This is a genomic window from Micromonospora sp. NPDC049559 (assembly GCF_040676675.1).
Lineage (GTDB): Bacteria > Actinomycetota > Actinomycetes > Mycobacteriales > Micromonosporaceae > JBFAPK01.
In genome coordinates this window covers 1-13,803 of the sequence record NZ_JBFAPK010000004.1, presented here as the reverse complement: position 1 = coordinate 13,803, position 13,803 = coordinate 1, and the positions used below count along the sequence as shown (strand labels likewise).

Here is a 13,803-nt window from a genome sequence, read left to right as displayed (position 1 = left end):
CTAGGGCAAATCCCCGCTGTTTGATCTCCAATCACCGCGATTTGCCCTAGATCCACGCCGCGACCCGGCCGGGTTTGCCGGCCGCCGGGACTGGGCACGGCAGGTGGTCATGTTCGAGGGATTCACGCTGACGCACGTCGACGTCGGAGAGGTACGGCTGCGGGTACGGTACGGCGGCGACGGGCCGCCGGTGGTGCTGGTGCACGGCCACCCCCGTACCCACGCGACCTGGCACCGGGTCGCCCCACTGCTCGTCGCGTCCGGGCACCGCGTGGTCTGCCCCGACCTGCGCGGCTACGGCCAGTCCGGCAAGCCGCCGACCACACCGGACCACGCCCCGTACGCCAAGCGCGCGATGGCCCGGGACCTGGTGGCCCTGATGGAGCGGCTCGGGCACCGGCGGTTCGCGGTGGTCGGGCACGACCGTGGCGCGTACGTGGCCCAGCGCACCGCCCTCGACCATCCCGACCGGGTCACCCACCTCGCCGTGCTGGACGGGGTACCCATCGGCGAGGCCCTGGCTCGCTGCGACAGCCGGTTCGCCGCCCGCTGGTGGCACTGGTTCTTCCTGGGGCAGCTGGACAAGCCCGCCGAGCGCGTGATCAACGCGGACCCCGACGCCTGGTACGGCGGCAGCCCCGAGCGGATGGGCGCCGAGGCGTACGAGGACTACCGGCGGGCCATCCACGACCCGGCCACCGTGCACGCGATGTGCGAGGACTACCGGGCCGGGCTGGGGCCGGACCGGGCCGCCGACGACGCCGACCGGGCCGCCGGCCGGCGGATCACCTGTCCGGTGCTGTTCGGCTGGGCCACCCGGGACGACATGGCCGAACTCTACGGCGACGCGGCGGCGATCTGGCGGGACTGGGCCGACGACGTACGGGAGGTGGCGCTGGACAGCGGCCACCACGTCGCCGAGGAGGCCCCCGAGCAGCTCGCCCGGGAACTCACCGCCTTCCTGGCCGCCGAACCCGCCGGTGGGTGACCCTCGGGGACGCCGGGTGAGGGGGCGCCGGACGAGGGGCGCCGGACGAGGGGCGCCGGACGAGGGGCGCCGGATGAGGATTCCTCGGGGTCGATCACCGGGAAAGCTCAGGGTTGACAATGGCCGATCTCGGGGTTGACGGGTCAATCCCAGGCACGAGACCTCCGCCGGGCGTACGTCCGGGGACGTAGATGTGATCCCGCCCCGAGATGGACGCCAAACGCACCGCGATGTCCGATCATCGGTACATGACGGAATTCCGGCGCGGCCGGGGTCGACCGTGAACGGCCTACCGCTGGCGCTCTCGCTGGCGATAGCGTCGGCGGCGGCGTACGCGGCGGGCGCGGTGATGCAGGAGCGGCTGGCCGCCGCGCAGACCGGTTCGACCGGCACGGGGGCGGGACGGGCGCAGGTCTTCGGATTCCTGGCCACCTACCGCTGGTGGATCTCGGTCGCCTGCAACGGGGCGGGCGGCGCGCTGCACGTACTCGCGCTGGCGTACGGATCGCTCTCGGTGGTGCAGCCGCTCGGCGCGCTGACCCTCGTCCTCGCGCTGCCGCTGGGCGCGGCGGCGGGTGGTCGGCGCGCCACGAGGCGCCAGTGGTGGGGGGCCGTGGCCACGGTGGCCGGGCTGGCGGTGGTGCTCGGGCTGACCGTGCCGGGCGCCGACGAGCAGGGGCTGGACCCGGGCGAGGCGATGGCGGTCACCGGCGCGGCGACCGTGGTCATCCTCGGGCTGGCGCTGGCCCTGCGGCTCAGCGACCGGCCAGCCCCGCGCAGCGTACTGGCGGCGGTGGCGTCCGGCATCGCCTTCGCGGTGGCGTCCGCGCTGACCGAGCCGCTGACCGAACAGGTCACGGCGGACGGCCCGGTCGGGCTGGTCTCGCCGCTCACGCTGGCGCTGGCCGGGATGGCCAGTGCCGGGCTGCTGCTGTCGCAGCTCGCCTACCGGGACTCGGGGTTGGGCGCCCCGCTGGCCACGCAGACGCTGGCGAACCCGGTGGCGTCGGTCGTGATCGCGCTCGTGGTGCTCGGCGAGCGGACCGCTGGCGGGCTCTGGGGTGCGGCCGTCGCGCTGGTCTGCGCCACCGTCGCGGCCTGGGGGGTGGTGCTGCTGGCGGAGCCGCGGCAGGCACCGGCGCCCGGGCGGGCGCGCCGCAGCCGTGGCGCGCGGGTGCCGTCGGTACGGGCGGGCGTGACCGCGCTCGAACCGCAGCCCGCGTACCGGGGCGCCGGTCCCGCCGCGAACCGCCCCGGCGACGCGCCGGCCCGCGCCACGGGGCCGGCCGGCGCGGACGGGCGGGTCAGGCGGGGCCGGGGTGGCGTCGGGCGGCGGCTCGTTCGGCCAGTTCGACGGCGTTGCGAAACAGCATGGCGACGGTCGTGGGGCCGACGCCGCCGACGCGTGGGGTGATCGCCCCGGCGACCTCGGCGCAGGACTCGTCCAGGTCGGGCAGGAGCCGGCGGCCCTCGTAGCGGACGCCGCCGCCGATCGCCACGGCGCCGGGCCGCAGGTGCTCCGGGCGCACGATCCCCGGTACGCCGGCCGCGGCGACAACGATGTCGGCGCGTCGGGTGTGCCGCTCCCAACCGGGTACGTCGCTGTGCACCACGGTCACCGCCGCGTCGGCGGTCGGGCGCTTCTGGCCGAGCAGCAGGGCCAGCGGCCGGCCCAGCGTGGTGCCCCGGCCGAGGACGACCACGTCGCGGCCGGCGACCGGGATCTCGTAGTGGGCCAGCAGCGCCTCGATGCCGGCCGGCGTGCAGGGCACCGGACCGGGCAGTCCTGCGGCGAGCCGGCCCAGGTTGAGCGGGTGCAGCCCGTCGACGTCCTTGTCCGGGTCGACGTCGAGCAGCGCCTCGGCGTAGTCGATGCCCGGCGGGGTGGGGTGCTGCACGAGCAGCGCGTGCACGGCCGGGTCCGCGTTGAGGCGGGCGATCGCGTCGCGCAGCTCGGCCTGGCCGGCGCCGGCGTCCAGGTGCACGTGCGGGGAGGCGAACCCCAGCTCGGCGGCGCGCTGCTGCTTCATCCTGATGTAGCCGGCGCTGGCCGGGTCGTCGCCGACCAGGACGGTCGCCAGGCTGGGCACGATGCCGGCCCGGCGCAGCGCGGCCACCCGGGTGGCGACGTCGGCGAAGACGGCCTCGGCGACCGGGCCGCCGGGCAGCAGGCGAGCGGTGGTCGGTGCGGCGGTGGGCGTGGTGGGACTGGTCACGGGGCTGCCAACCTCTCGGCGCAGAAGTCCCGACGCCCAGGCGGACGGCGACGGTTACCCGGAGCGGGCCGCTCCCCGGTGGTGCTCCACCCGACGCCAGTCACGGCCGCGCCCCCACACCCTACCCGGTCACACGGTCAGCACGACCTTGACGCACTCGTCCTGCTTGTGCTTGAAGATGTCGTACGCCTGCGGCGCCTCGTCCAGCCGCATCCGGTGGGTGATCACGAAGCTCGGGTCGATCTCGCCACGGCGAATGCGGTCCAGCAGCGGCCGGGTGTACCGCTGCACGTGGCACTGGCCGCTGCGCAGGGTCAGCGAGCGGTTCATCAGCGAGCCCATCGGGAACTTGTCCACGAAGCCGCCGTACGCGCCGATGACCGAGACGATGCCGCCGTTGCGGCAGCTCATGATCGCCTCGCGGAGCGCCACCGGGCGGTCGGTCTCCAGGCGTACCGCCTGCTTGCTGCGGTCGTACGCGTGCAGCGGGCCGGAGGGGTGGTGCGCCTCGCTGCCGACCGCGTCGATGCAGGCATCCGGCCCCCGGCCGGCGGTCATCTCGTTGAGCGCCTCCAGGACGTCGGTCTCCTCGTAGTTGATGATCTCGGCGCCGGCCCGGTCCCGCGCCAACTGGAGCCGGTACGGGAAGCGGTCGATGCAGATCACCCGCTCGGCGCCCATCAGGTAGGCGCTGCGTACGGCGAGCTGCCCGACGGGACCGGCGCCCCAGACCGCGATGGTCTCCCCGCCCCTGATCTCACACATCTCGGCGCCCATCCAGGCGGTGGGGAAGATGTCGGAGAGGAAGAGGACCTTCTCGTCGGGCAGGTCGTCCTCGATCTTGATCGGTCCGACGTCGGCGAACGGGACCCGGGCGTACTCGGCCTGGCCGCCGGCGTACCCGCCGAGCAGGTGCGAGTAGCCGAAGATTCCCGCGGGTGAGTGTCCGAACAGGTGCTCGGCCAGCCCGGCGTTGGGGTTGGAGTTCTCGCAGACCGAGTAGAGGCCGCGCTCGCAGGCCCCGCACCGACCGCAGGAGATCGGGAAGGGCACCACCACCCGGTCGCCGATCCGCAGGTTGCGCACCTCGCGGCCGACCTCGACGACGTCGCCCATGAACTCGTGGCCGAGCACGTCGCCCTTCTTCATGGTGGGGATGTACCCGTCGACGAGGTGCAGGTCCGAGCCGCAGACCGCGGTACTGGTGATCCGCACGATCGCGTCCCGGGCATTCATGATCGTGGGCTCGGGTACCTCCTCGACCTTGACGCTGTTCCGGCCCATCCAGCAGTTCGCCCTCATCGTTCCCCCTTCGGCCGCGGCGCTCGCGGGCCCCTCGTCGGTTCCACTCCGGGTACGGCGCGGCCGGCGGCGGACGGCGCGGGACCGGCCACCGGCCGCCGGCCGCTCACCGGGCCCCCAGCGGGCGGGCCGGCCGCTGCATCAGCTGCTGCCGGAGGCTGAGCCCGTCCGGGCTGCCCTCCGAGCGCACCACCTCGCCGGTCTCGATCACCTGCTTGAAGCGCCGCAGGTCGTCCTTGACCTGCTGCTCCGGGTTCTCCCCGAAGAGCTTGGCGGCCAGCTTGCCGACGCGCCCGGCCGGCGGGGCGTAGTCCAGCTCCACCCGTACCTCGGTGGCCCGCCCGTCCGGGGTGGGGAGGAACCTGACCCGGCCCGAGTTCGGCACCTTCGTACCGTCCGTCGAGCGCCAGGCGATCATCCGGTTCGGCTGCTCCTCGGTGATCTCGGCGTCCCACTCCACCCCGATCCCGGCCGGCCCCCTGGCCCGCCAGTGCGACCGGCCGTCGCCGTCGCTGCTCACCGACTCGAGGTGGTACATGAAGCGCGGCAGGTTGCCGAAGTCCCGCCAGAACCGGTAGACCTCCTGGCTGGGCTTGTTGATCGTGATGGACCCGCGGAGGCTTATCGCCCGTCGTCGGGCGATCATCACCCGGCCGGTGTAGACGGCAACCGCGAGGTCGACGAGCGCGATGCCGGCGAGCGCGCCCGTGGTCATCAGGGCGCGGTGCCGGCGGTCGCCCCGGAGGTTCAGCGCGGCCCGGCCCATGAGAGCGAGGTCCATGGCGTCGCCGGCCACCCGGCTCCAGACCCAGCCGGCCGGTTGGCGGCTGGCGAGCAGGCCCGCCGCGTGGAGCAGTTCGCGGGCGGCCACGCCACGGATCACCAGCGGCGCCACGACCGACCGCTCGGCGCCGGCGAGTTCGCGAGCCATTCCCGGCCTCGCGAGCAGGGCCGCCCCGAGTCCGAGGCTGAGCGCCCCCAGCGCGCGCGGCAGCAGCATCGCCGCGGTCCCGCCGGTCCCGGCCGCCAGCGTCCCCTGCGCGGATTGCCGCGCCGATTTCCGCTTCCCCTCCACCGTGGTCCCCTCACCTACCGTCGAAGCAGCGGGCAGCCCCCGCGGCGCGGCGGACGCCACCCGGAGCGCAACCCGGCGCGCGCCGCCCGGGGAGCGGCCGACGATCACGGCTCCCACCAGCCACGATGAGCACTACAACGACTCACGGTAGCCGCTGCGCCACGGGCCGAAGTCCGAACCAGCGAACCAGCGAACCGGCGGGGCCGGCGGACGGCGGGCACCGGCGGGTCCCGGCGGTCCTGGGGTCGGCGGGACCAGGTTGCGGGGCGCCGCCGCGACTAGGGTTGACGCATGGACGGCAGCGCCAACCGCCTGGGCGACTACCTGCGGGCCCGCCGCGAACTGGTACGGCCCGAGGACGTCGGCCTGCCGAACCTGGGGCGGCGCCGGGTGCCCGGGCTGCGGCGCGAGGAGCTGGCCCTGCTGGCCGGCATCAGCGGCGACTACTACCTGCGCCTGGAGCAGGGCCGCGACCAGCACCCCTCCGCGCAGGTGCTGGACGCCATCGCCCGCGCGTTGCAGCTCGACGCCGACGCCACCGCGTACCTGCACCAGCTGGCCCGACCGGCGCCCCGGCGGCGCGCGACCACGCGGACCGACCGGGTACCGCCCGGCATCGCCCAGCTCATCGCGGAATGGCACACCACTCCCGCGTACGTCCAGAACCGGTTCATGGACGTCGTCGCCGCGAACCGGCTGGCGGTGGCGCTGTCGCCCAGCTACTCCCCCGGGTCGAACCTGCTGCGGTCGGCGTTCCTCGATCCCGAGGCGCGGAAACTGCACCTGGACCACGAGCTGGCCGCCGAAGAGGGCGTGGCGGCGCTGCGCGCCCTGGTCGGCACCGACCTCGACGATCCGCGACTGGTCGAACTGGTCGGCGAGCTCTCCCTGCACAGCGAGCGCTTCCGGCGGCTCTGGGCCCGACACGACGTACGCCGCAAGCGCGCCCGGGTCAGCCGGTTGGAGCATCCGCAGGTCGGGCCGTTGCAGCTGCGCGGGGAGCGGCTGACCGTCGACGGTACCGACGGGCTCGTGCTGGTCGCCCTGCACGCTGAGCCCGGCAGCCACAGCGCGGACTCGCTGGCCCTGCTGGCCAGCCTGACCGCCAGCACCGAGCGGCCCGAGCGGGCGCCGGCCACCCGGCCCGAGCAGAGCAGCAGCCTCGACGAGCGGTAGTCCGGCCCGGCGCCCCGACCGGCGGCGCGGGTCAGACGGCGACCACGGCCGCGGACTCGGCCGGCAGCTCCAGTCCGTCGCGCATCACCGTCACGCCGTCGCCGGTGGCGAGCAGCACCGAACGGACCACGTCCGGCACGGTGATCCGCTGCGGCTTGCCGGCCAGGTTCGCGGCGACCAGGCAGCGGCCGCGGCGTACCAGCACGAAGTGGTCGCCGTGGGAGACCTCGACCCGGTCGAGCCGGGGGTCGGACAGCTCGGGGCGGCGCTTGCGCAGGGCGATCAACCGGCGGTAGAAGTCCAGCGTCTCGCGGTGACCGGGCCGGTCCCGCTCGGCCCAGTCCAGCCGGGACCGGACGAAGGTCTCCGGGTCCTGCGGGTCCGGCACCTCGCCGGGCGGCCACCCGTGCGCCGCGAACTCCCGCCGCCGCCCGTCGGCCACGGCGCTGGCGAGTTCCGGCTCCGGGTGGCTGGTGAAGAACTGCCAGGGCGTGCTGGCGCCCCACTCCTCGCCCATGAAGAGCATCGGGGTGAACGGCGCGGTCAGCAGCAGGGTCGCGCCCACCCGCAGCAGCCCCGGCGAGAGCGTCGCCGAGATGCGGTCGCCCCGGGCCCGGTTGCCGATCTGGTCGTGGTTCTGCAGGTACGCCACGAAACGGTGCCCCGCCGTGCGCTGCCGGTCGACCGGCCGGCCGTGGGTACGGCCCCGGAAGCTGGACCAGGTGCCGGCGTGGAAGAACGCGCCGGTGAGCACGTCGGAGAGGCACTGCATCGAGCCGAAGTCGGCGTAGTAGCCCTGCCGCTCGCCGGTGAGCAGGGTGTGCAGCGCGTGGTGGGCGTCGTCGTTCCACTGCGCGTCCAGGCCCAGCCCGCCCGCCTCGCGCGGAGTGATCAACCGGGGGTCGTTGAGGTCCGACTCGGCGATCAGCGACAGCGGCCGGCCCAGGTGGGTGGAGAGGTTCTCCACCTCGACCGCCAACTCCTCCAGCAGCGGTACGGCCCGGCGGTCGACCAGCGCGTGCACGGCGTCCAGCCGCAGTCCGTCGACGTGGTAGTCGCGCAGCCACGCCAGCACGCTGTCCACGACGTAGCGGCGTACCTCGTCGGAGTGCGGGCCGTCGAGGTTGACCGACCGGCCCCACGCGTTGCTGCCGTCGGCCAGGTACGGCCCGAACAGCGGCGCGTAGGCCCCGGAGGGCCCGAAATGGTTGTAGACGACGTCGAGCACCACCCCCAACCCGCGGCCGTGTGCCGCGTCGACGAACCGTTTCAGGCCGTCGGGACCGCCGTACGCCTCGTGCGGGGCGAACCAGCAGACGCCGTCGTACCCCCAGTTGTGTGCCCCGTTGAAGGCGTTGACCGGCAGCAGCTCGACCAGGTCGACGCCGAGTTCGACCAGGTGGTCGAGGCGCTCGATGGCCGAGTCGAAGGTGCCGCCCGGGGTGAAGGTGCCGACGTGCAGCTCGTAGAGGACGCTGCCGGGCAGTTGGCGCCCCGTCCAGCCCTGGTCGGTCCAGGCGAAGGCGCCGTGGTCGTAGACCCGGCTCGGGCCGTGCACGCCGGCCGGCTGCCAGGCCGAGCGCGGGTCGGGCAGCGGGCGGTCGTCGTCGTCGAGCAGGAACCAGTAGTCGGTGCCGGGACCGGCGCCGGCGACCGTGGCACGCCACCAGCCGTCCCCGTCCCCGGTCATCTCGCGGTCCGGCCCGTCCGCCAGCCGCAGCCGCACCCGGCCCGCCTCGGGCGCCCAGACGGCGAACTCGGTCATCGGCCTCTCCTCGTGGCGCACACTGCCTCCGCGGGTCTTCGCGGTTTCCCGATGGACGGGCTTGCTCGGTTGCCCGATGGTCCGGGCCATCCCGGGGGTTGCCCGGTTCTTGTCACGCTGGGTCATGTCCGGCGACGGTCAGTTGGTCGGTACGAGCAGCGCGACCGGATATCGATCGAGCAGGTCAGCCACGGAGAGCCGAGAATCACTGTAGACCTTCCCGGTGAACACCTCGGTCACATCGTTAACGGGCAGTGACAGCGAGGTGCCGCGCCAGCCACCGGAGCGGGCCAGCCGCACGGGCAGCCTGGTGGCGACGGTGATGGCGCCGCCCCGGTCGAAGGCGACCACGTGCTCGGCGGCCGGGCCGTGCGCCGGCACCGGCCGGTACCCGGTGAAGAGCTCGGGCCGGTCCCGGCGCAGCCGCAGCGCCCGGGAGACGACGAGCAGCTTCGCCGCGCCGGTCGCGTCCATCGGCGGCAGCCAGCCGTCGTCGAGGCGGCGCAGCAGCTCCCGCCGGGCGGTGAAGTCGACCGGGCGGCGGTTGTCCGGGTCCACCAGGGAGTTGTCCCACAGCTCGGTCCCCTGGTACGTGTCCGGCACGCCGGGCATGGTCAGCTGCACCAGCTTCTGCCCGAGCGAGTTGGACCAGCCGTACGGGGTGAGCGCGGCGGCGAAGCGGGTCACCTCGGCGTGGAGCCACTCGTCGTCGTACAGCCGGTCGACCACGGCGTGCAGCGCCCGCTCGTACGCCACGTCCGGATCGGCCCAGCTCGTCGCGTCCGCCGCCTCCCGGGCCGCCTTCTCCACGTAGGCGTGCAGCCGGTCCCGCTCGATCGGCCAGACCCCCACCACGGTCTGCCAGAGCAGGTGCGCGAACGCCGGGTTCGGCAGCGGCGCGGCGGCCAGCCAGCGGCGTACCGCCGTGGACCAGGTGTCCGGCAGCTCGGCCAGGACCGCGAGCCGGGCCCGGACGTCCTCGCCGCGCTTGGTGTCGTGGGTGGCGAGCGTGGTCATGCCGGTCGGCAAGCGGGTGAGCCGGGCGGCGGCGGCCCGGTGGAACTCCTCGACCGGTACGCCGAACCGGGCCGGCGCGCCGCCGACCTCGTTGAGCGCCACGAACCGGCTCCACCGGTAGTACGCGGTGTCCTCCACCCCCTTGGCCATCACCGCGCCGGTGAACTGCGGGAACCGCCGGGACAGCTCGTCGGCGGGGTCGCGCAGCCGGGCGACGAGCGCGTCCAGCGCGACGACGAGGTCGGGGCGGCGACGGCCGGCCTCGGCGCGGGCGCGGGCCAGGTGGCGGGACCCGTGCGGCGGATAGCCCCGGTAGACGGGGAAGTTGGCGGCCAGCTCGGCCAGGGCCGCGCTCGCCACCGGGCCGTCGAGCTCCGGCGCGAGCCGGGCCAGCCGGGCCAGCTCGGCCGCGAGCAGCCGGGTGGCGGCCCAGAGCTTGGTCCGGCGGGTCAGCTCGGGCCAGGAGGTGGGCCGGCCGCAGATCCGGGTGTCCAGGGCGGTGAAGGCGGCCTCGGCCGAGGGGTCGACGAAGAGGCCGCCGACCTGTGCGAGGGCGTCGTACCCGGTGGTGCCGTCGACCGGCCAGTCCGGCAGCTCCTCGCCGTACTCCAGGATCTTCTCCACCACCAGCCAGGCCGACGGGGCGGCGGCGCGCAGCCGGTCCAGGTAGCCGGCGGGGTCGCGCAGCCCGTCGGGATGGTCGACCCGGATGCCGTCGACCTCGCCGGCCGCCACCCAGCGCAGCACCTCGGCGTGGGTCGCCGCGAAGACCTCGGGGTCCTCCACCCGCAGCCCGGCCAGGTCCGAGACGGCGAAGAAGCGCCGGTACGTCAGCTCGGCGTCGCCGCGCCGCCACGAGATCAGCTCGTAGTGCTGCCGGTCGTGCACCTCGCGGGCGGTACCGTCGCCGGTCCCCTCGGCCAGCGGGAAGCGGTGCTCGTGGTAGCGCAGCTCGCCCTCGACGACCTTGAGGTCGTCCAGCGCCCCCGGGTCGTCGGCCAGTACGGGGATCAGCAGCCGCCCCCGGGACCAGTCGATGTCGAACCAGTGCGCGTACGCCGACCCGCGTCCCCGGCGCAACACGTCCCACCAGGCCGGGTTCGCCGCCGGTACGGCCACCCCGGCGTGGTTCGGCACGATGTCGACGACCAGGCCGAGTCCCGCCCCGGCCAGGGCCGCCACCAGGCGCCGCCGGGCCGGTTCGCCGCCCAGCTCGGGGTTGACGGCGCGGTGGTCGACGACGTCGTAGCCGTGGGCCGAGCCGGGGGTGGCGGTCAGCAGCGGGGCGCTGTAGAGGTGGCTCACCCCGAGGTCGGCGAGGTATTCGGCGAGGCCGGCGGTGGCGTCCAGGTCGAAGCCGGGCCGCACCTGCACCCGGTAGGTGGCGCGGACCGGAACTCCCCGGCCCGCCGCCGGGTGCCGACCGCCCGGCGGGGTGGGCGTCGCCGGCTTGGGAGCGTCCGGCGGGGTGGGCGTCGCCGGGTGCGGACCACCCGGCGGGGCGCCCGCCGCGGCTTCAGGACCGGTCACCTCACACCGTCCTCTCCAGGACCAGCAGCGAGCGGTCCGGCACCCGGATGCCGGCGCCGGCGGCGACCACCCGGGCGTCCTCCGGACCCGGCTCCGCGGTGCTGATCACCCGCTCCCACTTCTGGCCGTACTCGCCGGCCGGGACCACGAAGTCCAGCGGGGCGTCGTGGGCGTTGAAGCAGAGCAGGAAGGACGAGTCGACGTGGCGCTGGCCGTACTGGCCGCGCTCGCGAATCCCCTCCCCGTTGACGAAGAGCATCACGGCCCGGCCGAAGTCGTTGCCCCAGTCGTCCCCGGTCATCTCCCGCCCGTCCGGGGTGAACCAGGCCAGGTCTGGCAGGGGGGCACCGGCGTGCCGGGTCTCCACCGTCAGGCCGGTGAAGAAGCGGCGCCGCTGGAAGACCCGGTGCCGGGCCCGGAACTCGGTGAGCGTACGGACGAAGTCGAGCAGCTGCTCGTCGGTACGCTCCCAGTCCACCCAGGTCAGCTCGCTGTCGTGGCAGTAGGCGTTGTTGTTGCCGTGCTGGGTACGCCCCAGCTCGTCGCCGTGCCCGAGCATCGGTACGCCCTGCGAAAGCAGCAGGGTGGCGAGGAAGTTGCGGCGCTGGCGGGCCCGCAGGGCGAGCACCTCCGCGTCGTCGGTCTCCCCCTCGACCCCGCAGTTCCAGGACCGGTTGTAGCCCTCGCCGTCCCGGTTCTCCTCGCCGTTGGCCTCGTTGTGCTTGTCGTTGTACGAGACCAGGTCGGCCAGGGTGAAGCCGTCGTGGCAGGTGACGAAGTTGATGCTGTGGAACGGGCGGCGGCCGTCGTCCTGGTAGAGGTCGGCGGAGCCGGAGATCCGCGAGGCGAACTCGGCCAGGGTTGCCGGCTCGCCGCGCCAGAAGTCGCGGACGGTGTCGCGGAACTTGCCGTTCCACTCGGTCCACAGCGGCGGGAAGTTGCCGACCTGGTAGCCGCCGGGTCCGACGTCCCACGGCTCGGCGATCAGCTTCGCCTGACTGACCACCGGGTCCTGCTGGACCACCTCGAAGAAGGTGGAGAGGCGGTCGACCTCGTAGAACTCGCGGGCCAGGGTCGCGGCCAGGTCGAAGCGGAAGCCGTCGACGTGCATCTCCTGCACCCAGTAGCGCAGCGAATCCATGATCAGCTGGAGCGCCTGGGGGCTGCGCATGTTCAGGCTGTTGCCGGTGCCGGTGTAGTCGACGTAGTAGCGCCGGTCCTCCTCCGAGAGCCGGTAGTAGGCGGCGTTGTCGATGCCCCGGAAGCCCAGCGTCGGGCCGAGGTGGTTGCCCTCCGCGGTGTGGTTGTAGACCACGTCCAGGATCACCTCGATCCCGGCGGCGTGCAGCGCCTTGACCATGCCCCGGAACTCCTGGGCCTGCTGGCCGAGCCGCCCGGTGGCGGAGTAGCCGTGGTACGGGGCGAAGAAACCGATCGTGTTGTAGCCCCAGTAGTTGCTCAGCCCGAGGTCGGCGAGGCGGTGGTCGTGCACGAACTGGTGCACCGGCATCAGCTCCAGCGCGGTCACGCCGAGCCGGGTCAGGTGCTCGACCATGGCCGGGTGGCCGATCCCGGCGTACGTGCCGCGCAGCTCCTCCGGGATGTCGGGGTGCCGCTTGGTCAGCCCCTTCACGTGCGCCTCGTAGATCACGGAACGGTGGTACGGGATCCGCGGCGGCCTGTCGTTGCCCCAGTCGAAGTACGGGTTGACCACGACCGCCTTTGGCACGTACGGGGCCGAGTCGGCCGTGGACATCCGGTCCGGGTCGCCCAGCTCGTAGCCGTAGACCGCCGGGTCCCAGACCACGTCGCCGTCGATCGCCTTGGCGTACGGGTCGAGCAGCAGCTTGTTCGGGTTGCAGCGCAGCCCCTGCCCGGGGTCGTACGGGCCGTGCACCCGGAACCCGTACCGCTGCCCCGGCCCGACCCCGGGCAGGTACGCGTGCCACACGTAGGCGTCGACCTCCTGGAGCCGGACCCGGCGCTCCGCCCCGAGGTCCCACTCGTCGAAGAGGCAGAGGTCCACCGCCTCGGCCACCTCGGAGAAGATCGCGAAGTTGGTGCCGGTCCCGTCGTACGTCGCACCCAGCGGATAGCGCTCACCTGGCCAGACCTGCATGCCGCTCCCTCGTTCCGGTCTCCTCGCCCGGCCGGCCCCTCCCCGGGCCCGGCCGGCCCCCGGGTAGTGCCGGAGGCCCGGTCCGACGGCGGGCGGAGGCCGGCGGCGCCCGCCGGATATGCCCCGCCGGCGCCGGCTTCAATCCATCCTTTCCGGCCGCCTTCCGCCCCGCCCGTCCAGCGCGCGGGGCGTCCAGGTGTCTTCGGTCACTTTGGCCTTTTCCGGGATGCAACCGCCGCCCACATACCTTTTCCTTGAGTGGGCGCGCGACGCGGGGGCACCGCGGCGGGCGCACCAGCCCGGTCTCTCGGCCACCCCTTACCCCCTGTTCCGCCGTCGCTGCTGCCGGCGCGTAAACCCCTGCCTGGATGGAGACACGCCTGTGACGACCCGACGGGTCGGTGACCACCCCGTAAGCGCCTCGATCAACCCGGACGGCACCGCCTGCCGCCCCATCCCCACCTCCCGGTCCCACCACGGTCTGCCGCCCCTGCCGGGCGGGTCCGAGGACGGCAAGCGCCGGGTGCTGATGCTCTCCTGGGAGTACCCGCCCGTACTCGTCGGCGGACTCGGACGCCACGTACACGCCCTCGCCACCAGCCTCGCCGCCGCCGG

At 74.0% G+C, this 13,803-nt stretch carries 10 protein-coding genes; 4 read left to right on the top strand and 6 right to left on the bottom strand.

Annotated elements, in window-relative coordinates; translation table 11 throughout:
• Positions 1 to 109 precede the first annotated feature (109 nt).
• Entirely contained in the window at positions 110 to 988 is an 879-nt protein-coding gene (locus tag AB0J86_RS07310) for an alpha/beta hydrolase (RefSeq protein ID WP_363853934.1), read from the top strand.
• Between the two features lie 280 nt (positions 989 to 1,268).
• The gene (locus AB0J86_RS07305) at positions 1,269 to 2,402 is read left to right on the top strand and encodes a DMT family transporter (protein ID WP_363853931.1); all 1,134 of its coding nucleotides are present in this window, start codon (positions 1,269 to 1,271) and stop codon (positions 2,400 to 2,402) included.
• On the opposite strand, the gene AB0J86_RS07300 is transcribed toward AB0J86_RS07305, so the two are convergent.
• The 3 genes from AB0J86_RS07300 to AB0J86_RS07290 all read right to left on the bottom strand — a co-directional run bounded on the left by AB0J86_RS07300 (position 2,293) and on the right by AB0J86_RS07290 (position 5,506).
• Entirely contained in the window at positions 2,293 to 3,204 is a 912-nt protein-coding gene (locus tag AB0J86_RS07300; protein WP_363853929.1) for a bifunctional 5,10-methylenetetrahydrofolate dehydrogenase/5,10-methenyltetrahydrofolate cyclohydrolase, read from the bottom strand. The two genes, AB0J86_RS07305 and AB0J86_RS07300, sit on opposite strands and share 110 nt — an antisense overlap.
• A 129-nt stretch (positions 3,205 to 3,333) precedes the next feature.
• Positions 3,334 to 4,506, bottom strand: a complete 1,173-nt coding sequence (locus AB0J86_RS07295; protein ID WP_363853926.1) for a zinc-dependent alcohol dehydrogenase — start codon at positions 4,504 to 4,506, stop codon at positions 3,334 to 3,336.
• A 106-nt stretch (positions 4,507 to 4,612) separates the two neighbouring features.
• A complete protein-coding gene (locus AB0J86_RS07290) occupies positions 4,613 to 5,506 on the bottom strand; it encodes an SRPBCC family protein (RefSeq protein WP_363853923.1) in 894 nt (297 codons plus the stop codon).
• Between the two features lie 366 nt (positions 5,507 to 5,872).
• On the opposite strand from AB0J86_RS07290, the gene AB0J86_RS07285 reads away from it, so the two are divergent.
• The gene (locus AB0J86_RS07285) at positions 5,873 to 6,757 is read left to right on the top strand and encodes a helix-turn-helix transcriptional regulator (RefSeq protein WP_363853920.1); all 885 of its coding nucleotides are present in this window, start codon (positions 5,873 to 5,875) and stop codon (positions 6,755 to 6,757) included.
• A 31-nt stretch (positions 6,758 to 6,788) separates the two neighbouring features.
• On the opposite strand, the gene treZ is transcribed toward AB0J86_RS07285, so the two are convergent.
• The 3 genes from treZ to glgX form a co-directional block, all read right to left on the bottom strand.
• A complete protein-coding gene (gene treZ, locus AB0J86_RS07280; protein ID WP_363853917.1) occupies positions 6,789 to 8,522 on the bottom strand; it encodes a malto-oligosyltrehalose trehalohydrolase in 1,734 nt (577 codons plus the stop codon).
• Between the two features lie 138 nt (positions 8,523 to 8,660).
• Positions 8,661 to 11,069 carry a malto-oligosyltrehalose synthase gene (gene treY, locus AB0J86_RS07275; RefSeq protein ID WP_363853914.1) on the bottom strand — a complete coding sequence of 803 codons (2,409 nt, stop codon included), beginning with the start codon at positions 11,067 to 11,069 and terminating at the stop codon, positions 8,661 to 8,663.
• Between the two features lies 1 nt (position 11,070).
• Positions 11,071 to 13,188 (bottom strand): glycogen debranching protein GlgX, encoded by a 2,118-nt coding sequence (gene glgX, locus AB0J86_RS07270; RefSeq protein ID WP_363853911.1) that lies wholly within the window; start codon positions 13,186 to 13,188, stop codon positions 11,071 to 11,073.
• Positions 13,189 to 13,570: 382 nt separating this feature from the next.
• On the opposite strand from glgX, the gene AB0J86_RS07265 reads away from it, so the two are divergent.
• The coding region (locus AB0J86_RS07265; RefSeq protein ID WP_363853908.1) for a glycogen/starch synthase at positions 13,571 to 13,803 on the top strand (233 nt) is incomplete at its 3' end.